The sequence below is a fragment of the Pseudomonas siliginis genome, assembly GCF_019145195.1.
Classification (GTDB): domain Bacteria; phylum Pseudomonadota; class Gammaproteobacteria; order Pseudomonadales; family Pseudomonadaceae; genus Aquipseudomonas; species Aquipseudomonas siliginis.
Map to the genome: position 1 here is coordinate 13,327 of NZ_JAHSTW010000013.1, position 18,862 is coordinate 32,188.

The 18,862-nt window shown below is 58.8% G+C and carries 15 protein-coding genes, 4 tRNA genes and 1 riboswitch; of the genes, 7 read left to right on the forward strand and 12 right to left on the reverse strand.

The window, feature by feature from the left end; genetic code table 11:
- Positions 1 to 24 precede the first annotated feature (24 nt).
- Positions 25 to 1,377 (forward strand): lysozyme inhibitor LprI family protein, encoded by a 1,353-nt coding sequence (locus KVG87_RS24245; protein WP_217852931.1) that lies wholly within the window; start codon positions 25 to 27, stop codon positions 1,375 to 1,377.
- Positions 1,378 to 1,561: 184 nt separating this feature from the next.
- Positions 1,562 to 5,698 carry a CheR family methyltransferase gene (locus KVG87_RS24250; protein WP_217852933.1) on the forward strand — a complete coding sequence of 1,379 codons (4,137 nt, stop codon included), beginning with the start codon at positions 1,562 to 1,564 and terminating at the stop codon, positions 5,696 to 5,698.
- A 75-nt stretch (positions 5,699 to 5,773) separates the two neighbouring features.
- Here the strand turns inward: KVG87_RS24250 and KVG87_RS24255 are convergent.
- Positions 5,774 to 5,850 (reverse strand) — tRNA-Arg (locus tag KVG87_RS24255).
- A 298-nt stretch (positions 5,851 to 6,148) separates the two neighbouring features.
- On the opposite strand from KVG87_RS24255, the gene KVG87_RS24260 reads away from it, so the two are divergent.
- Complete coding sequence (locus tag KVG87_RS24260; protein WP_217852936.1) at positions 6,149 to 6,382, forward strand: hypothetical protein; 234 nt, start codon at positions 6,149 to 6,151, stop codon at positions 6,380 to 6,382.
- A 20-nt stretch (positions 6,383 to 6,402) separates the two neighbouring features.
- Positions 6,403 to 6,582, forward strand: a complete 180-nt coding sequence (locus tag KVG87_RS24265) for a PA3371 family protein (RefSeq protein ID WP_016773599.1) — start codon at positions 6,403 to 6,405, stop codon at positions 6,580 to 6,582.
- Here KVG87_RS24265 and phnN read toward each other — a convergent pair.
- Entirely contained in the window at positions 6,557 to 7,126 is a 570-nt protein-coding gene (gene phnN / locus KVG87_RS24270; protein WP_217852938.1) for a phosphonate metabolism protein/1,5-bisphosphokinase (PRPP-forming) PhnN, read from the reverse strand. The genes KVG87_RS24265 and phnN overlap by 26 nt on opposite strands.
- 388 nt (positions 7,127 to 7,514) lie before the next feature.
- On the opposite strand from phnN, the gene KVG87_RS24275 reads away from it, so the two are divergent.
- A complete protein-coding gene (locus KVG87_RS24275; protein ID WP_003178899.1) occupies positions 7,515 to 7,841 on the forward strand; it encodes an Arc family DNA-binding protein in 327 nt (108 codons plus the stop codon).
- A gap of 254 nt (positions 7,842 to 8,095) precedes the next feature.
- On the opposite strand, the gene mgtE is transcribed toward KVG87_RS24275, so the two are convergent.
- Complete coding sequence (gene mgtE / locus KVG87_RS24280) at positions 8,096 to 9,538, reverse strand: magnesium transporter (protein ID WP_016773597.1); 1,443 nt, start codon at positions 9,536 to 9,538, stop codon at positions 8,096 to 8,098.
- 321 nt (positions 9,539 to 9,859) lie between these two features.
- On the opposite strand from mgtE, the gene KVG87_RS24285 reads away from it, so the two are divergent.
- Positions 9,860 to 10,372, forward strand: coding sequence for a cell envelope protein SmpA (locus KVG87_RS24285; protein WP_217852940.1), 513 nt, complete (start codon positions 9,860 to 9,862; stop codon positions 10,370 to 10,372).
- A 19-nt stretch (positions 10,373 to 10,391) separates the two neighbouring features.
- Here the strand turns inward: KVG87_RS24285 and KVG87_RS24290 are convergent.
- From KVG87_RS24290 to ltaE, 7 genes are all read right to left on the reverse strand, one after another.
- Positions 10,392 to 10,468 (reverse strand) — tRNA-Arg (locus KVG87_RS24290).
- Positions 10,469 to 10,540: 72 nt separating this feature from the next.
- Positions 10,541 to 10,617: transfer RNA gene (locus KVG87_RS24295), tRNA-Arg, on the reverse strand.
- Positions 10,618 to 10,724: 107 nt separating this feature from the next.
- Positions 10,725 to 10,815 (reverse strand) — tRNA-Ser (locus KVG87_RS24300).
- Between the two features lie 62 nt (positions 10,816 to 10,877).
- Entirely contained in the window at positions 10,878 to 11,066 is a 189-nt protein-coding gene (gene csrA, locus KVG87_RS24305; protein WP_002554426.1) for a carbon storage regulator CsrA, read from the reverse strand.
- Positions 11,067 to 11,253: 187 nt separating this feature from the next.
- On the reverse strand, positions 11,254 to 12,495 hold the full coding sequence (locus KVG87_RS24310; protein ID WP_016773595.1) for an aspartate kinase: 1,242 nt from the start codon (positions 12,493 to 12,495) through the stop codon (positions 11,254 to 11,256).
- Between the two features lie 90 nt (positions 12,496 to 12,585).
- Positions 12,586 to 15,201 carry an alanine--tRNA ligase gene (gene alaS, locus KVG87_RS24315; protein WP_076563868.1) on the reverse strand — a complete coding sequence of 872 codons (2,616 nt, stop codon included), beginning with the start codon at positions 15,199 to 15,201 and terminating at the stop codon, positions 12,586 to 12,588.
- A gap of 146 nt (positions 15,202 to 15,347) precedes the next feature.
- Positions 15,348 to 16,352 (reverse strand): low-specificity L-threonine aldolase, encoded by a 1,005-nt coding sequence (gene ltaE, locus KVG87_RS24320; RefSeq protein WP_217852942.1) that lies wholly within the window; start codon positions 16,350 to 16,352, stop codon positions 15,348 to 15,350.
- A gap of 275 nt (positions 16,353 to 16,627) precedes the next feature.
- Positions 16,628 to 16,799: riboswitch (FMN riboswitch) on the forward strand.
- Positions 16,800 to 16,902: 103 nt separating this feature from the next.
- Between ltaE and KVG87_RS24325 the strand changes: the two genes are divergently transcribed.
- The gene (locus tag KVG87_RS24325; RefSeq protein ID WP_217852944.1) at positions 16,903 to 17,412 is read left to right on the forward strand and encodes a 6,7-dimethyl-8-ribityllumazine synthase; all 510 of its coding nucleotides are present in this window, start codon (positions 16,903 to 16,905) and stop codon (positions 17,410 to 17,412) included.
- 126 nt (positions 17,413 to 17,538) lie between these two features.
- Here KVG87_RS24325 and astE read toward each other — a convergent pair whose 3' ends face one another.
- Positions 17,539 to 18,546, reverse strand: a complete 1,008-nt coding sequence (gene astE, locus KVG87_RS24330; RefSeq protein ID WP_217852946.1) for a succinylglutamate desuccinylase — start codon at positions 18,544 to 18,546, stop codon at positions 17,539 to 17,541.
- A 12-nt stretch (positions 18,547 to 18,558) separates the two neighbouring features.
- Positions 18,559 to 18,849, reverse strand: a complete 291-nt coding sequence (locus tag KVG87_RS24335; RefSeq protein ID WP_217852948.1) for a topoisomerase II — start codon at positions 18,847 to 18,849, stop codon at positions 18,559 to 18,561.
- Positions 18,850 to 18,862 lie beyond the last annotated feature (13 nt).

Sequence of the window (18,862 nt, forward strand, 5' to 3'; positions counted from 1 at the left end):
AAGGATTTGCATAAGGACTGAATCGTGTACATCAAGGGACGCTACATCCTGTCAGCGTGTTTGCTTGTCTTTATCCAGCAAGCGACAGCGGCGGCGATGGATTGCAAAAAAGCGGCGAACGACGTGGAAAACATGATTTGCGCGAATAAATCGCTGTATGAGCTAGACGCGCAGATGGGCACGCTGTATCGCCAACTGATGACAACTGCCACAGCGGGGCAACCTGAACTCAAGCGCACCCAGCGCGCCTGGCTGAAAACCCGCAACACCTGCGCAGACGATGTCGCTTGCCTGGATGGCAGCTACCGCCAGCGCCTGCAAGCGTTGCAGGCACAATGGACGCAAGCCGCAATGTGGCAGCCGGACGCCGTGGATCTTCAGGCGATGAACGATCTGCAGGAGAGCATTCGTGCCGAGAGCAAAAACCACCCGGAATTTGCGCTGGAACATGCCTTGGCCGCACGGGCTTTCGAGTCTTCGCAGACATCGTTCGCGGGCGATCCAGTCGACAGCTACGGCGAGCAAACCAACTTCCCCAAGTCGCGTCCCAAAGGCGTGAGCGAGGACGAATGGAAAGCATTGAACGCCTCAAGCATCGACGGCGCCGCCGAGACCGGACGGTCTTCCTACGCACTGCTGGATCTGGACAATGATGGCCAGCGCGACCTTATCGTCGACACATACGCAGGCGGCACCGGCTTGTTCACCTACGTGGAAACCTGGCGCCGCACGGGCGAGCGGTTCGTCAAAAGATCGGTCGAGCCGGAAAGCTCGCTGTTCTACACCAACGACCGTGGCGCTAATCAGGCAATCAGCTGGATCAAGCTTCACGACAGAATCTATGCCGCCTACCGAAACGGCGCCTACGGTGTCGACAACCTGTATCTGCTCAATCCGCTGAAGGTCAACCGTCAGGTGCCGACGGTGTCCGTGCGTTACAGTTACGCCCTGCAGGTGCCCACGACTCAACATAAAGAGGATGGCACCAGCACCTACGAGCTTGACGCGGATCTGCACGGGGCACTCGAACACGCCATCACCCAGGCAATGAAAGTCGGATCGGAATCAACCGCTAACGCACCCCTTTGCCCTATTCCTCCCACGGGTGCCGGAGACGACGATTACTACAGCTACGGTCCAGGGCACTACACCATCGAAAAGATCGCCGATTTGCCGGTAATGATCGGCGGCGAATGCTACATCGGGGCGCTGATTGACTGGTTCGGCAGTTACAGCGAAAAGACGGGGTTATTCGCCCAACTGGCCGTGCGCAAGCCGGGCGTCGAGGCGAGCGGGACTACTTACGAAGTCTTCGGCCGTCGGCATGTAACCGATGTCAGTGGGAGCCTTGGCAAAGTCGAAATCAACGACGACTGACCACCGATCATCACGCCGGCAAATTAATCGGCACGGTTGCCAATCACCGGATGTCAAAAACACAGGCAGCACATTTGTCCTTCAAAAGTGCAGGCAGATTCGCAAATGAGGTTTATTCTGCTCAATTACCTGCGCCCCCGGACGTCCGCGATACGCTTGTACCGCCACAAAAAAGGCCGAAGTGATGACCTCGAAAACCCCTGCCTCGCCCTCTGCGCCCGAACGCAAGGACCTGACACCCAGCCACCTGAATTTCCCCGTGGTGGGCATCGGCGCCTCGGCGGGCGGCCTGCAAGCGATCAAGCTGTTTTTCGAGCATATGCCGAAGGACAGTGGCATGGCGTTCGTGATCATTCTGCACCTGTCGCCCGATCACCAGAGCATCGCCGACCAGATCATTCAGGAATCGACGCGCATGCCGGTGCTGCAAGTGACGCAGCCGGCGCCGATCGAAAAGAACTGCGTGTACGTGATTTCTCCGGCGCACTCGCTGACGATGAATGACGGCTACCTGCGCGTCAGCCCCGCTGGCTCACCCCAAGCGCGCCACACTGCCATCGACCTGTTCTTCCGCGATCTGGCCGATGTGCATCGCGAGCGGGCTTTTTGCCTGGTGCTTTCAGGCACCGGTTCCGATGGTGCGGTGGGCTTGTCGCGAATCAAGGAACAGGGTGGCGTGACGCTGGTACAAGTGCCGGAAGACGCCGAGTTCGACGGCATGCCGCGCGCCGCCATCGAGACGCGCATGGTCGATCTGATACTGCCAGTGGTCGAGATGCCGCAGAAACTGATGGAGCTGTGGCGCAACTCTCAGAACATCAAATTACCCAGCGCCAATGATCCCGACCTGAAAGCCTTGAAGCCTGCAAACGAACACGAAGCGTCGATCGCCGAACAACGCCTGCATGAAATCCTGTTGTACCTGCGCAGCAGCACCGGCCATGACTTCAAACATTACAAGCGCGCCACCGTGCTGCGCCGCATCGAGCGGCGCATGCAGGTCACCAGCCAGTCTGACCTCGGCGCCTATTACGACTACCTGCAAAATACCCCGGAAGAATCCAAGGCCCTGCTCGGCGACATGCTGATCGGCGTGACCAACTTCTTCCGTGACCGCGAAGCCTTCGAAGCCCTTGAGCGCGATGTGCTGCCGCAACTGGTGCAATCGGTTGCCGACTCGTCGGAAAAAGAAGAATTGCGCGTCTGGTCTGCCGGCTGCTCGACCGGCGAAGAAGCCTACAGCCTGGCGATCCTGCTCGATGATCAGATGCAGGTACAAAGCAGCAAGGCCAACCTGCAAGTGTTCGCCACCGATATCGACGAACGCGCCATCACCACTGGCCGCGCCGGCACCTATCCGCAAGCCATCGTCACCGACGTACCGCCAACACGCCTTCGGCATTATTTCGTCAAAGACGATGACCACTACCGGATCCGCAAGGAAATCCGCGAGAAAGTGCTGTTCGCCAAGCACAGCCTGTTGTCCGATCCGCCGTTCTCGCAGATCGACCTGATCGTTTGCCGCAATCTGCTGATTTACCTGGATCGCGAGGTGCAGCGGGAAATCCTGCAGATGTTCCACTTCGCCCTGCGACCGGGCGGTTTCCTGTTTCTCGGCACCTCGGAAAGCGCCGATGCCTGCCATGAACTGTTCGCGCCAGTGGACAAGCGCAACCGCATCTTCCGCGCCAAGACCGGTACCGCGAACAGCCGCCGCACCCCGACCATGCCGCGTGGCGGTTACATGCGCACCAGCGTTTCCCGACCGCCATCGAAAGCCATAGAGCCCGTCAAGCTGTCGTTTGCCGATATCCACCGCCGCGCCATAGAACGCTTCGCCCCGCCGAGCATTATCGTCGACACCAACGCCGATATCCTTCACATGAGCGAAGCCGCCGGGCGCTTCCTGCGGCATGTCGGCGGCGAGCTGTCACGCAACTTGCTGACGCTGATCCTGCCGGAACTGCGCCTGGAAATCCGCACGACGCTGTTCCAGGTGCAGCAAAGCAACCTCACCGTGCGCTCGCGTGAAGTGCTGCTCAAGCGCGAGGAGCGTCAGTACCGCATCACGCTGATTGCGCAGCCGTACAAGGACGACGACTTCGACAGCGAGTGCGTGCTGGTGACCTTCGATGAAACGGAGATCGACGCGCACGAGCAGGCGCTGACCACGGTGCTGCAGACTGAAAGCCAAGTGCTCTCCAACCTCGAACGTGAGCTGCAACGCACCAAATTGCATTTGCAGGACACCATCGAACAGTCGGAAATCTCCAGCGAAGAGCTCAAGGCTTCCAACGAGGAGATGCAGGCGATCAACGAAGAACTGCGCTCGGCCACCGAAGAGCTCGAGACCAGCAAGGAAGAGTTGCAGTCAATCAATGAAGAGCTGTTGACGGTCAACTACGAGCTGAAGACCAAAGTCGAAGAAACCGACAAGATCAACGATTATCTGACCAATCTGATCGCATCTACCGACATTGCTACGGTGTTCGTCGATCGCAGCATGCGCATCAAATGGTTCACGCCGCGCGCCACCGACATCTTCAGCATGTTGCCGGTAGACACCGGCCGTTCACTGCTGGATATCACCCATCGCCTGAATTACCCGGCGATGACCGAGGACGCGGCGCAAGTGTTCGAATCGCTGAACATGATCGAACGCGAGATCAACAGTACCGATAACCGCTGGTACATCGCCCGCTTGCTGCCTTATCGCTCCAGCGAAGACCACATCGACGGCACCGTGTTGACCTTCATCGACATCAGCAAACGCCGCGAAGCCGAGGAAGAGCTGCGCCTGGGCGAAGAACGCATGCGTCTGGTCGCTGAGAGTACGCGTGATTACGCGATTATCATCCTCGATGAAATGGGTGCGATCACCAGTTGGAACAAAGGCGCTGAACTGATCTTTGGCCACAGCAAAAACGAGGCCGAAGGTCAGTACTACGATTTCATCTTCACAGCCGAAGACCGTGCTGCCGGCATGGCTGAAAGTGAATTATCCACCGCCCGCCAGCACGGCCGCTCTGAGGATGAGCGCTGGCATGTGCGCAAGGATGGCAGCCGTTTCTTCTGCAGCGGCGAGGTCACCTTGCTCAGCGGCGATCGCTTGCAAGGCTATGTGAAAATCGCCCGCGACCTGACCGGGCACAAGCGCCAGCAGGATGAACAGAGCAAGGAACTGGCGCAGACGCGCAATACGGTGTCCCTGCGTGATGAGTTCTTCGCGGTCATGTCCCACGAACTCAAGCACCCGCTCAACCTGATCCAGCTCAACGCCGAACTGTTGCGCCGTTTGCCAATGATCCGCACCGCCGGACCGGCGACCAAAGCGGTCAATACCATCTGCGATGCCGTCAACAGCCAGGCGCGGATCATCGACGACTTGCTCGACGTGGCTCGCGTACGCACCGGCAAGCTCAAGCTGCAACTGGCCCGCGTCGACCTGAGCGCTGTGCTGCGTGACATCCACACGGTCGTGCTGAATGAACAGCATGCAACGCACATCGACCTGCAACTGCCCGAAGAGTCGCTGTTCATCCATGCCGATCCGACCCGCGTCGAACAGATCATCTGGAATCTGGTGAACAACGCGCTGAAATTCACCCCGCCGACCGGACGCATCGAATTGATTGCCAGCAGAAGCGGGCAAATGGCTCAACTCAACGTCAGGGACAATGGCGTCGGTATCGCAGCGGAAAATCTCGAACACGTGTTCGACCTGTTCGGCCAGGCGGAAAAGCAGCACACCAATCATCAACGCGAAGGACTGGGCATTGGCTTGTCGCTGGTACGGCAACTGACCGAGGCGCAACACGGCACAGTACGGGTCGCCTCACCGGGCCTGGGCGCCGGGTGCACGTTCACCGTATGCCTGCCACTGGCGACCGAAACCGTAGAAACCGCGGAGCAGCCCTCGGCAGAACCGGAGTCGGGCAAGCTGGCGGGCTTGAGCATCCTGCTGGTCGACGACTCGCCGGAAGTGCTGGAGACCTTGAAAATGCTCCTGGAAATGGAAGATGCCGAAGTGACGGCCTTCGACCATCCCGTGGCAGCGCTGAAAGACGCTGAGACCACGCGCTACGATCTGATCATCTCCGACCTCGGCATGCCGGTCATGACCGGCTATGAACTGATGGCTGCCCTGCGCAAGCTGCCGCTGGCGAAAGACGTACCGGCGATCGCCCTCACCGGTTATGGCACTCAGAGCGACATGCAGAAGTCCCGTGAAGCCGGGTTCGATCAGCATCTGGGTAAACCGGTGGCGTACGACGACCTGATTGAAACCATCGAGGCGTTGCGCCGCTCGGAGTTGCTGTAAAGCTCGCCAGCGCTCCAACGCAAAAAGCCCCGCCGCACGAGTAAGTGCGACGGGGCTTTTTGTTTTTTGAAGAGGTGGTGTCCCAGGCGGGGTTCGAACCTGCAACCTTCCCCTTAGGAGGGGGATGCTCTATCCAATTGAGCTACTGAGACACTGATCGACGCGGCCTGTACACGGTGCGACAGACGGCGTGCATGTTAACGGCCAGCCCCTGTTTTGTCATGTCGTCCGTAGGGCTTTTTAAGTGTAGGCAAGCGCCCTGGAAGATTGCGGGAACTTTTACCGGGCAAATTGCACTGCGCGGAAATGCGGTCATTGCAGATTGCAATCAGCGTCGCCGGAAAAAACATACCAAACCCTTGTTTTTAAAGGACTTATCAGCCGTTACACTGTTGGCACGGCGGCTGCTATGCCTGTTCTATCAAAAAGAACAACTTGGAGCGTCGTGCCATGAACAGCACCCTCTTGCTTGCAAACGCAGCGGCTCTGGCTTTCTTGCTCGGATCACATTTTTTTCCCAAGGCTGACGTTGAGCAGCGAGTGGCGCAGCGCATGCCGCATTACCTGCAGGTGCAGAAAGCGCCGCAGTGGGCGGTGTTGAGTGATCGCAGCGCTGCCTCTACGCAAATGGTCAGCGAGCCTGAGCTAGCCTCGGCGCCAACCACCGAACGTCTGGTTTTTTGAAATATCTTCAGGAGTACAACATGTCCAAATCGGCGACAGGATTTCTGATCCTCGCTTTACTGAGTGGCGTCACCCATCTGGCGCTGTTCGAGGAGACGGAAGTCACCTTGCCTCTGGTTGGCTGTGGCGTGTTTGCGGTGCTGTTTGTGCTGGCGCTGATTGCTGGGCGCAAGATCAAGTTCGATCCGGTTCTGCGTTGAGCCGGATCAGCTCAATCAATGCAGAGACAGCTTCAGCAAGATCAACCGAATTGTCGATCTGATTAACGGGGCTGTCGCTGGATCTTCGGTCTTTGAACAGTGCGTTGCGCGCGAGTCTTGCGTCGATTTGCTCAGGGGTTTCCCGGCCACGCTTGAGCAAGCGCTTACGCAGGACCTCATCGTTGACCGTCAGCAGAACCGGCACCAGCGTTGGATATTTCTCCATTGCTTGACGCAGGTTCGCTCTCGACCCGTTAACCAGTACGTGCCGGCCCGCTTGCAACCATTCATCCATTTCCCTTGGAATGCCGTAAGAGAGACCGTTGGCTTGCCAGGCCAAGGAAAAAGCGCCTGCGTGCTGTCGCCGGTCGAATTCTTCAGGCGTCACGCCGATTGCATCTTCGCCGACTGACTCCGCTGATCGGGTAATCACCCGGCGCATCACTTCACAGTTCAACTCACGCAATGGCTCACGCGCTGCTTCGATCAGGCTGTCCTTGCCCGAACCGGACGGCCCCATCAGGTAAAAAAGCTTGCCATCCATCCCGAAAACGCCCTCCGACGGGTCCTGCCTCTAGTAAATCGGCAAATTGCCACTATCCTGTACACATAGGGATCAAGAATAGCGAGCCGCATAGCATGCACGTTCTGAGGTCTTCGGACATCAACAGATGTGCATGCGAAAGCGGGCAGCGATACGCAAGGATGGAAAGTTTTCCAACCAGTCCGCATTTCTGACAACTGGTGCTGGCATTACGCCTTTACCCGGCTCAATATTTGTCACAGAATTGACGCCAATGATCTGGCAATTTTGAGGCATGATGCCGGCCTCTTAACAATTCAGGTTGAACCAATTGGTCCGGATGCTTGTCCTACCACACATCCTGCGGCCAATCCCGAGAACCGCTCCCCTGAACTAACCGGTTAAATATATGCGCCCATTGAAACAGGCAATTTATTCCAGCCGTACGGCTGACAAGTTTGTCGTACGTCTGCCAGACGGAATGCGTGAACGCATTGCCGAGGTGGCTCGCAATCATCATCGCAGCATGAACTCCGAGATCATTGCGCGCCTTGAGCAGAGTCTTATTCAGGAAGGCGCACTGGGCGAAGAGCTGAGCATGCGTCTGGACAGCCCGGAGCTGTCGCTGCACGAGCGCGAGCTGTTGCAACGCTTCCGTCAGCTGTCGCACCGTCAGCAGAACGCCCTGGTGTCGCTGATCGCACACGACGCAGAAATGGCCGCAGACGCGTCCTGAGTTATACCGAACATATTGAAGCCAGCATGATTGCTGGCTTTTTTTTGCCCGCAATATGACAGATGGCCGCTTGGCAATTGAGTGTGGCGAGGGGATGTATCCCCGCTGGGCTGCATGGCAGCCCCAAAAAAATGGGACTGCTGCGCAGTCCAGCGGGGATAAATCCCCTCGCCACCGTTCTTGTACTTGCGCCCGTATTTGTTTGGCAGGCACAAAAAAGCCCGTCAATTTGACGGGCTTTTTATTGCACAAGGTCAGAGCAGGAAGATTGTCGCCAACCCGAGGAAGATGAAGAAGCCACCGCTGTCGGTCATTGCGGTGATCATCACACTGGCACCCATCGCCGGATCGCGGCCCATCTTCGCCAGCGTCATCGGGATCAACACCCCCATCAACGCCGCCAGCAACAGGTTGAGTGTCATCGCCGCCGTCATTACTACGCCGAGTGACCAACTGCCGTAGAGCATGTACGCGACCACACCGATCACCCCGCCCCAGACCAGACCGTTGATCAAACCGACCGCCAGCTCTTTGCGCATCAAGCGCGAGGTGTTGCCGGTGCTGACCTGATCCAGCGCCATGGCGCGCACGATCATGGTGATGGTCTGGTTACCGGAGTTGCCACCGATACCCGCCACAATCGGCATCAGCGCCGCCAGTGCCACGAGCTTCTCGATCGAACCTTCGAACAGACCGATCACCCGCGATGCGACAAATGCAGTGATCAGGTTCACCGCCAGCCACGCCCAACGGTTACGCAGGGATTTCCACACCGAGGCGAAGATATCTTCCTCTTCGCGCAGACCGGCCATGTTGAGGACTTCGCTTTCGCTTTCCTCACGGATCAGGTCGACCATTTCGTCGATGGTCAGACGGCCGATCAGTTTGCCGTTCTTGTCGACCACCGGCGCCGAGATCAAGTCGTAACGCTCGAACGCCTGAGCGGCGTCGTAGGCATCTTCGTCCGGGTGGAAGCTCACCGGATCGCTGGCCATCACTTCCGCGACCTGCTTCTCCGGATCGTTGACCAGCAGACGCTTGATCGGCAGCACGCCCTTGAGCACGCCGTCGTAATCGACCACGAACAATTTGTCGGTATGACCGGGCAGCTCTTTGAGGCGACGCAGATAGCGCAGAACCACTTCAAGGCTGACGTCCTCACGGATCGTCACCATCTCGAAGTCCATCAGCGCACCGACCTGATCCTCGTCATAGGACAGGGCCGAGCGCACGCGTTCGCGCTGCTGGTTATCCAGACTCTCCATCAGCTCATGGACAACGTCGCGCGGCAGCTCGGAGGCCAGGTCAGCGAGTTCGTCGGCGTCCATGTCCTTGGCCGCAGCCAGGAGCTCGTGATCGTCCATGTCGGCGATCAGCGTTTCACGGACGGAATCGGATACTTCGAGAAGAATGTCGCCGTCGCGGTCGGCCTTGACCAGCTGCCAGAGCGTCAGACGATCGTCCAGCGGCAAGGCTTCAAGAATGTAGGCAACGTCGGCGGAGTGCAGATCATCGAGCTTGCGTTGCAGCTCGACGAGGTTTTGCCGGTGAACCAGGTTTTCCACGCGGTCGTGGTGCGGACCTTCCTGGCGATGAGTCAGGTCTTCAACGACACGTTGGCGCTGCAGCAACTCGACGACCTGAGCCAGGCGGTCCTGCAGGCTTTCCTGTGTTTTCTTTACTTCGATTTCGGACATAGGCGAACTCCACTCCCAGCAGCGGGGCACGCCGGAAGGATCAATCAGTCAATTCATGATTGGTGAAACGGTTTACTGAACAACTACTGGGTAAGTCCATGGAGGTTTTCCATAAGCCCCGGCGGGGCTGACGGGCGCAATGATACACGCCTGACGGTTTAAAACGTTGAAAAAATCACGGCTGAAACAAGCGCTTGCGAAACAAACCTGAGCGCCTGCCTGACCCGTGCAAATGCGACGACTCATCTTGAAAAGAAAACACACCGGCAATGCAAAAAGCAGCGACTACCCTTGAGTTTAGATCGTCATGGAGGACATCGAATGCCAGCAAAACCAGCGCTTTTTCTACTGACCGCCCTGCTCCACTTCACGCCTGCCAACGCCACCACACTTCATCGTTGCCAGGCCGCTGACGGCGCCGTCACGTTTACGTCGATGAGCTGCGCAACTGGCGAGCAACTCTCAATTCAAGAGGTCCACCCGTATTCCCCCGGCTGGGTCGCAATCATGCCGGAGTTCAATCACGAAGCCGCGACCGGCATGAAAGACAGCGGACGCGAACCGGGCATCGTCGGAGGCACTGAACATAAATGTGGAAACCTGATCGACAACAGACAGCGGCGCGAAGCGATCATCAACCGCCGAGTGATTGCCGGCATGAGTCAGCGGGACGTCGAAAGCGCGCTGGGCAAACCGGACAAGATCAACACGCGCACATCGACAACGAGCTATCGTTACGACCTCAAGCGAGGCCGCAGTGCTCAAATTGATTTTGATGAAAGAGGCTGTGTGAAGGGAAAAGCCAAATCCCGGACAGCAAGAAGCCCGCGTTAAACGCGGGCTTCTTGGTATATGGTGCACTCGACAGGATTCGAACCTGTGACCGCTCGGTTCGTAGCCGAGTACTCTATCCAGCTGAGCTACGAGTGCATTTTGTGTTTTTAAACCAGACCACAACTGGCTGAAACCGAGTTACTCACCTTACAGCAAATAACTCTTAAATGGTGCACTCGACAGGATTCGAACCTGTGACCGCTCGGTTCGTAGCCGAGTACTCTATCCAGCTGAGCTACGAGTGCATTTGTTGCCGCGCATTATAGGCCGTCTAATCTCTATGTCAAACACTTTTTCTAGTAATTTCAACAACTTACAGAAAAAGCCAGATTACGACGTACTAAGCAAATAATGGCGGAGAACGGGGGATTCGAACCCCCGACACCCTTTTGAGGTGTACTCCCTTAGCAGGGGAGCGCCTTCGGCCACTCGGCCAGCTCTCCGCAACACGGGGCGTATATTAACCAGCTTCTTCCCCGTTTGCAAACATAAAAATCGATAAAAATTAATGGCTTGGTTCTTCGTCCTTCTCTTTCTTTATACGCAGGTAAATTTCCTCACGGTGCACCGCAACCTCTTTCGGAGCGTTGACGCCGATACGCACCTGGTTTCCTTTGACGCCGAGCACGGTCACGGTGATTTCGCCGTCACCGATAATCAGGCTTTCCGCGCACCGACGAGTCAGAATCAGCATACCTTTCTCCTTACGCCATTCATTTCAGGGACAACAGTCTGCAAAAAAAAGGCACCCGACCTACAACCGCAGCGATCGTAGCCCTACATGCCTGAGTATTGACCAGCGCGAGCAAAAGAACAGTTCCGGGGCTCGCGCCATTCAAAAATAAAGGGCGCGGTCAGACCGCGCCCTTCACGGAAGTGGATTACTCGCCCTGACGGGCCGGAGCATCCAGTTCGAAAGCCGTGTGCAGCGCGCGCACGGCCAGTTCCAGGTACTTCTCTTCGATCACTACGGACACCTTGATTTCCGAAGTCGAGATCATCTGGATGTTGATGCTTTCTTTCGCCAGGGATTCGAACATGCGGCTGGCCACGCCTGCGTGGGAACGCATGCCGACGCCGACGATCGAGACCTTGGCAATCTTGGTGTCGCCGACGACCTCACGGGCACCGATCTCGCGAGCGGTGTTTTCCAGCACGGTCTGTGCGGCCTGGTAGTCGTTGCGGTGCACGGTGAAGGTGAAGTCGGTGGTGTTATCGTGCGCGACGTTCTGCACGATCATGTCGACTTCGATGTTCGCGGCACTGATCGGGCCGAGAATCTTGAACGCCACGCCCGGGGTGTCTGGCACGCCACGGATGGTCAGCTTGGCTTCATCGCGGTTGAAAGCGATGCCGGAAATGATCGGCTGTTCCATGGTTTCCTCTTCATCAATAGTAATGAGGGTGCCCGGACCCTCCTTGAAGCTGTGCAGTACGCGCAGCGGAACGTTGTACTTGCCGGCGAATTCCACCGCACGGATCTGCAGCACCTTGGAACCGAGGCTGGCCATTTCCAGCATCTCTTCGAAGGTGATCTTGTCCAGACGCTGAGCAACCGGCACCACACGCGGGTCGGTGGTGTAGACACCGTCGACGTCGGTGTAGATCTGGCATTCATCCGCCTTCAAGGCCGCCGCCAGCGCCACGCCCGTGGTATCGGAACCGCCGCGACCGAGGGTGGTGATGTTGCCGTGCTCGTCGACGCCCTGGAAACCGGCGACAACCACCACGCGACCGGCCTTCAGATCACCGCGAATCTTCTGGTCATCAATCTGCAAGATACGCGCTTTATTGTGCGCACTGTCAGTCAGGATCCGCACCTGATTGCCGGTGTACGACACCGCCGGCACACCGCGCTTGATCAGCGCCATGGCCAACAGGGCAATCGTCACCTGCTCACCGGTGGACACGATCACGTCCAGCTCGCGCGGAACCGGTTGCGCCTCGCCACTGATTTGCTTGGCCAGATCGATCAGACGGTTGGTTTCGCCGCTCATTGCAGACAGCACAACCACCAGGTCATCGCCGGCATCGCGGAATTTCTTAACCTTGTCGGCGACCTGCTCGATTCTCTCGACAGTGCCGACCGAGGTGCCTCCAAATTTCTGTACGATCAAAGCCATTTCAAAGCCGCCTCTGCCCATGAAGGGCGCCCAATAATCTTTCGAACAGTCGCCAGGCCCGCCACTAGACTGCGGGCCTGGCGAGCCGTCTTATAAAGCCTGCTCGACGAATGGAACGGTCAGCGCCAGTGCGCCATCCAGCGCAGCGGCATCGACACCACCGCCCTGCGCCATGTCCGGACGACCACCGCCCTTCCCGCCCACTGCCGCAGCAGCCTGTTTCATCAAATCACCGGCTTTGAGTTGGCCAGTCAGGTCCTTGGTTACGCCTGCAACCAGTACGACCTTTTCCTCATGGACACCGCCGAGCAGGATCACTGCGCGGCCGAGTTTGTTTTTCAGCTGATCGACCAGCGCCAGCAGCGCCTTGCCATCCTGACCGTCCAGACGGGCGGCCAGCACCTTCACATCCTTGACGTCCACCGCCGAGGCCGACAGATCGTCGCCCGCCGCGCTGGCTGCCTTGGCCTGCAACTGCTCGAGTTGTTTCTCCAGCAGACGGTTGCGCTCCAGTACCGCCGAGAGCTTGTCGATCAGGTTGTCGCGGCTGCCCTTGACCAGGCTGGCCGCTTCCTTGAGTTGTTCTTCCGCCGCGTTCAAGTAGGCCAGCGCCGCAGCACCGGTGACTGCCTCGATACGACGCACGCCCGATGCCACACCGCCTTCGCTGATGATTTTCAGCAGGCCGATGTCGCCGGTACGGTTGGCGTGGATACCGCCGCACAGTTCAACCGAGAAGTCGCCCATGCTCAGCACGCGCACGCTGTCGCCGTACTTCTCGCCGAACAGCGCCATGGCGCCTTTGTTCTTCGCGGTTTCGATGTCGGTTTCTTCGGTTTCAACGGCGGAGTTCTTGCGAATCTCGGCGTTGACGATGTCTTCCAGCTGCTTGATCTGTTCTGGCTTGATCGCTTCGAAGTGGCTGAAGTCGAAACGCAGGCGCTGACTGTCGACCAGCGAACCTTTCTGCTGCACATGCTCACCGAGCACCTGACGCAGCGCGGCGTGCAGCAAGTGCGTAGCCGAGTGGTTCAGCGCGGTGGCGTGACGCACTTCGGCGTCGACGTGGGTTTCCACCGGTGCGCCAATGGTCAGACTGCCCGAGGCCAGCACGCCGTGGTGCAGGAATGCGCCGCCGGTCTTGGTGGTGTCGCGCACGTCGAAGCGGCTGCTGCCGGCCTGAATGAAACCGCAGTCGCCGATCTGGCCACCGGATTCGGCGTAGAACGGCGTCTGGTTGAGCACGATCACGCCTTCCTGACCTTCGCTCAGCACGTCGACCGACTGACCATCCTTATAGATGGCAACGATTTTCGCCGAGCCGCTGGTGGCGGCGTAACCGGTGAACTCGGTGGCCACGTCGACCTTGACCAGGGTGTTGTAGTCCAGACCGAACGAGCTGGCCGAACGCGCGCGAACACGCTGCGCTTCCATTTCGCGCTCGAAGCCGGCTTCGTCGACGGTCAGGCCGCGTTCGCGAGCGATGTCGGCGGTCAGGTCCATCGGGAAACCGTAGGTGTCGTAGAGTTTGAACACCACGTCGCCTGGCACCACGGTGCCTTTGAGCTCGGCCAGATCCTGCTCGAGGATTTTCAGGCCGTGCTCCAGGGTCTTGGAGAATTGCTCTTCTTCAGCCTTGAGCACGCGCTCGATGTTGCTTTGCTGCTTCTTCAGTTCCGGGAAGGCTTCGCCCATTTCGGCGACCAGCGCCGCGACGATCTTGTAGAAGAAGCTGCCGCTGGCGCCAAGCTTGTTGCCGTGACGGCAGGCGCGACGGATGATCCGGCGCAGCACGTAACCGCGACCTTCGTTGGACGGCAGCACGCCGTCGGCAATCAGGAAGCCGCAGGAACGGATGTGGTCGGAGACGACCTTGAGCGACGACTGATCGCCGTTTTCGCAGCCGATCGCTTCAGCCGAAGCCTTGAGCAGGTTCTTGAACAGGTCGATGTCGTAGTTGGAATTGACGTGCTGCATCACCGCACTGATCCGCTCCAGGCCCATGCCGGTGTCCACCGACGGCGCTGGCAACGGATGCAACACGCCATCGGCGGTGCGGTTGAACTGCATGAACACGTTGTTCCAGATCTCGATGTAGCGGTCGCCATCTTCTTCCGGCGAGCCCGGCGGGCCGCCCCAGATGTGCTCGCCGTGATCGTAGAAAATCTCGGTGCACGGACCGCACGGGCCGGTATCGCCCATGGTCCAGAAGTTGTCGGAAGCGTACGGCGCACCCTTGTTGTCGCCGATGCGGATCATGCGCTCGGCCGGCACGCCGATTTTCTGTGTCCAGATGTCATACGCTTCGTCGTCGGTGGCGTACACAGTGACCCAGAGCTTTTCCTTCGGCAGCTTGAGCACGCCAGTGAGGAAGGTCCAGGCGAAGGTGATCGCGTCGTGCTTGAAATAGTCGCCGAAGCTGAAGTTACCGAGCATTTCGAAGAACGTGTGGTGACGCGCGGTATAACCGACGTTTTCCAGGTCACTGTTCTTGCCGCCGGCGCGCACGCATTTCTGGCTGCTGGTGGCACGGGTGTACGCACGTTTTTCCTGGCCCAGGAAGCAGTCCTTGAACTGGTTCATCCCCGCGTTGGTGAACAGCAGGGTTGGGTCGTTGCCCGGAATCAAAGAGCTGGAGGCTACACGGGTGTGGCCTTGCTCTTCGAAGAAGCGAAGGAAGGCTTCACGGATTTCTGCGCTTTTCATTAGGTTCTTCCACGGAGGCTGCGGCCAAAGGCCTGTTCGAAACGTCATGAGACGAAGCGACGGCAAAGGGCCGCATTATATCGGCCCTGCGCGCGGGGTACAGCGTGTTTATACGATAGAAACGGTCAATTGGACGGCTGACGCTGTCACTTGCGTGAAAACTCGACGAATGTCGCGATCACTTGCTCGATTTGCGCGCGGCTGACGTCCATGTGCGTGACCATGCGCAAGCGCGCAGCGGCGCTGAGCCTGATCCCGCGTTCGCCGGCAAAGTCCTTGAGTGCTGCGGCCCTGTCGCCCATTTGCACATAAACCATGTTGGTTTGCACGGGCTCGACGACGAAACCGGCCTCACGCAGACCATCGGCAAGTAACTGTGCATTGGCATGGTCATCCGCCAGCCGTTCGACGTGATGATCCAGCGCGTACAAGCCTGCCGCCGCGAGCAACCCGGCCTGACGCATGCCGCCACCGACCATTTTGCGCAAACGCCGCGCCTTGCCGATCAGTTGCTCGGAGCCGCACAGCACCGAGCCGACCGGCGCGCCGAGGCCTTTGGACAGGCACACCGACACCGAATCGAAATGCTGGGTGATCTCGCGGGCGTCGACGCCAAGCTTGACCGCCGCGTTGTACAGCCGAGCGCCGTCCAGGTGCAATTGCAGGCCGTGTTCCTGAGTAAAGCGTCGCGCGCGCGCCAGATATTCCAGCGGCAGCACTTTGCCCTGCATGGTGTTTTCCAGCGCCAGCAAACGCGTGCGGGCGAAATGGAAATCGTCCGGTTTGATCGCGGCGGCGACCTGATCCAGATCCAGGGAACCGTCGGCCTGCACCTCCAGCGGCTGCGGCTGAATCGAGCCGAGCACCGCCGCCCCGCCACCTTCGTACTTATAGGTGTGCGCCTGCTGACCGACAATGTATTCGTCGCCACGCTCGCAGTGCGCCATCAGGCCGAGCAGGTTGCTCATGGTTCCGGTCGGCACGAACAGCGCAGCGGCAAAGCCCAGGCGCTTGGCCAGTTCGGCCTCGAGGCGATTGACCGTCGGATCTTCGCCATACACATCGTCTCCGGTGTCCGCTGCGGTCATCGCATCGAGCATGGCGGGAGTCGGTTGGGTGACGGTGTCGCTGCGAAGATCGATAACGCTCATGAACCTGGCCTCTGGTCAGATGGGGAAATCCCTTTGTGAAGTGGGATTACTGCGGTCATGGCGCGGATTAATCAAGCCTTGAAGAAGGAAAAATCACCGTCCTCAGGAAAAAGCACAATCCATGTGGGAGCGAGCCTGCTCGCGAAAGAGCAGTAACAGGCAGCATATTCGTTGAATGTGAAGCCGCTTTCGCGAGCAAGCTCGCTCCCACAGGTTCTGTGCAGGACCGAAAAATATGTGTTACAAACTGCGCGCTGCCCGAGATTGGGCGGCACAAACGTTCTCAGGGCGGGGTGCAATTCCCCACCGGCGGTAATTGCGCGCAATGCGCATAGCCCGCGAGCGCTTGGCGTTGCACACGACTTGAGTCGGGTGCGTCGGCAAGGTCAGCAGACCCGGTGTGATTCCGGGGCCGACGGTCATAGTCCGGATGAAGAGAGAACGGGATCGACGCCAAAGGGCCGTCCGCGTGCACTCGTGCCTGCGTTCGCACCCTTGCATCCCTTTCGATTCATAACGCCCTGTTTTTCACACAAACAGGAGTCAGAACATGCAACCCACCGCTATCGACAGCAAAAGCAAACACCCACAGGGCGAGCGCATCGCGTTCATCCAGGCCTGCTGGCACAAGGAAATCGTCGACCAGAGCCGTAAAGGCTTCGTCGCTGAAATGCTGGTGCAGGGTTATCAGGAATCGGACATCGATTTCTTCGAAGTCGGCGGCGCTTTTGAGATGCCGCTGCACGCCAAGCTGCTGGCCAAGTCAGGCCGTTACGCCGGCATCGTCGCCGCCGCCCTGGTGGTGGACGGCGGCATTTACCGTCACGAGTTCGTAGCGCAATCGGTGGTCAGCGGCCTGATGCAGGTGCAGCTGGAAACCGAAGTGCCGGTGTTCTCGGTATCGCTGACCCCGCATCACTTCCATTCGGGCGAAGAGCACCAGAAGTTCTTCTTCGAGCACTTTGTGCACAAGGGTCAGGAAGCGGCGCGGACTTGCGCGGATACGCTGCAGAAAATTCGTGCGCTGCGTCGAACCGAGCCGCGCGCTGTAGCGGTCTGATTCTTACATGATCGTTCCCACGCTCTGCGTGGGAATGCCTCAATGGACGCTCTGCGTCCGCTGTTGGGACGCGGAGCGTCCCGGGCTGCATTCCCACGCGGAGCGTGGGAACGATCACAACCTGGGTCAGGCGAGGTTTTCGTCGGTGGTCGGGACGATCAGGATGCCGGCGCGCAGGCCGTTCTTGACCTTGGGGTTGGGGAATATGATTCGTGCGCCCTGCTCCTCGATCACCCAGCGGGTATTGGCCAGATCCTCCGCCAGCACATAACCCGGTTCCAGCTCCGAAAAGTTTTCGATGTCCGCCGGCAGGTTCAGGCGGAACGCATCGCTGTGCTTGATGATTTCCCGCGCCACGCTGAACAGCTGCAAGCCGTCCAGCCCTTCTTCTGTCTCCGGCTCAGTGCCTTCGATGATCTGCTTCAGACGGGTTTCCAGCAGTGAAACGTTAACGCCGTCGTTCTGCCCGAACGGCCGCGCCTTGCCCAGTTCCAGGGTGAAAGCCTCGGCGTCGAGTTTGTCGTAGGTGTACGAACTGAAGACGATGGATGGCTTGTTCTGCAACAGCACTGCTTCCATGCCGGCGGCGCGCAGGCGCGCCAGTTCGCGACGGGAATGCTGGCGCCCTTCCTTCCACGGGTACAAGGCGAACTGTTCGATCTTCGACCCACGAATCGCGGTGTGCAGGTCGTAGTGCAGACGCTGGCGCTCGGGCTTGCTGAAGAAACTCGCCGCCAACCGTTCCAGCTCACAGGCGCGCAACGCTTCCGAGCCGCTGCTTTGTTCGTGGCGGCCGTTGAACAGCCGATTGACATCCTGCTCGACGAAACGCTCGCCCTTGCGAATCGCTTCCGGGTTGCCGAACAGGAACAGAATGCGTGCGCGCGGCTTGAGATCGCCGCGTGCGATGTCGTGCAGCAGCCGATCAAGCAACTCGATCGGTGCCGTTTCGTTGCCATGGATGCCTGCCGACAGCAGCAGGTCCAGGCCATTGTCGCGCGCTTCCGGGGGCCGCACTTCCAGCGCCCCTTCGCTCAACCAGCGCATGCGCACGCCTTCGACAGTCAGTTGAGTCTTCTCCGCCGGTTCACGGCCGGCGAGGGTCAGTTCAAGCAGTTTGCCGAGGGCGAGCATAGAGCGGTTTCCTTAGTGGTCGTGGTTGCAATCCGGGCCGTGTACGTGAGCCTCGTCAGCGCCGAGGTCAGCCGGTTCCATTTCCAGTTGCAGACTTACCAGATTAGTCGCCAATGGGCGCAGCAGCAGGTTGGCGTACTCTTCGTCACCTTCCTCGACGTCCACGCCGATCAGCAGCTGGCCACGGCCGTCCTGCTGGATCCACAGCTCTTTGCCTTGCCACATCACCGCGACGCGGGTGCACGAGGTTTGCAATTGCGTGCCGTCGGTGTCTTCAAGGATCAGCTGCAGGGAATCGCTCATGTTTTTACTCTCT

Excerpts from the sequence above, each read along its gene's own strand:
- KVG87_RS24250 (WP_217852933.1), top strand. The coding sequence starts at position 1,562 with ATGACCTCGAAAACCCCTGCCTCGCCCTCTGCGCCCGAACGCAAGGAC.
- KVG87_RS24260 (WP_217852936.1), top strand. The coding sequence starts at position 6,149 with ATGAACAGCACCCTCTTGCTTGCAAACGCAGCGGCTCTGGCTTTCTTG.
- KVG87_RS24265 (WP_016773599.1), top strand. The coding sequence starts at position 6,403 with ATGTCCAAATCGGCGACAGGATTTCTGATCCTCGCTTTACTGAGTGGC.
- phnN (WP_217852938.1), bottom strand. The coding sequence starts at position 7,126 with ATGGATGGCAAGCTTTTTTACCTGATGGGGCCGTCCGGTTCGGGCAAG.
- KVG87_RS24275 (WP_003178899.1), top strand. The coding sequence starts at position 7,515 with ATGCGCCCATTGAAACAGGCAATTTATTCCAGCCGTACGGCTGACAAG.
- mgtE (WP_016773597.1), bottom strand. The coding sequence starts at position 9,538 with ATGTCCGAAATCGAAGTAAAGAAAACACAGGAAAGCCTGCAGGACCGC.
- KVG87_RS24285 (WP_217852940.1), top strand. The coding sequence starts at position 9,860 with ATGCCAGCAAAACCAGCGCTTTTTCTACTGACCGCCCTGCTCCACTTC.
- csrA (WP_002554426.1), bottom strand. The coding sequence starts at position 11,066 with ATGCTGATTCTGACTCGTCGGTGCGCGGAAAGCCTGATTATCGGTGAC.
- KVG87_RS24310 (WP_016773595.1), bottom strand. The coding sequence starts at position 12,495 with ATGGCTTTGATCGTACAGAAATTTGGAGGCACCTCGGTCGGCACTGTC.
- alaS (WP_076563868.1), bottom strand. The coding sequence starts at position 15,201 with ATGAAAAGCGCAGAAATCCGTGAAGCCTTCCTTCGCTTCTTCGAAGAG.
- ltaE (WP_217852942.1), bottom strand. The coding sequence starts at position 16,352 with ATGAGCGTTATCGATCTTCGCAGCGACACCGTCACCCAACCGACTCCC.
- KVG87_RS24325 (WP_217852944.1), top strand. The coding sequence starts at position 16,903 with ATGCAACCCACCGCTATCGACAGCAAAAGCAAACACCCACAGGGCGAG.
- astE (WP_217852946.1), bottom strand. The coding sequence starts at position 18,546 with ATGCTCGCCCTCGGCAAACTGCTTGAACTGACCCTCGCCGGCCGTGAA.
- KVG87_RS24335 (WP_217852948.1), bottom strand. The coding sequence starts at position 18,849 with ATGAGCGATTCCCTGCAGCTGATCCTTGAAGACACCGACGGCACGCAA.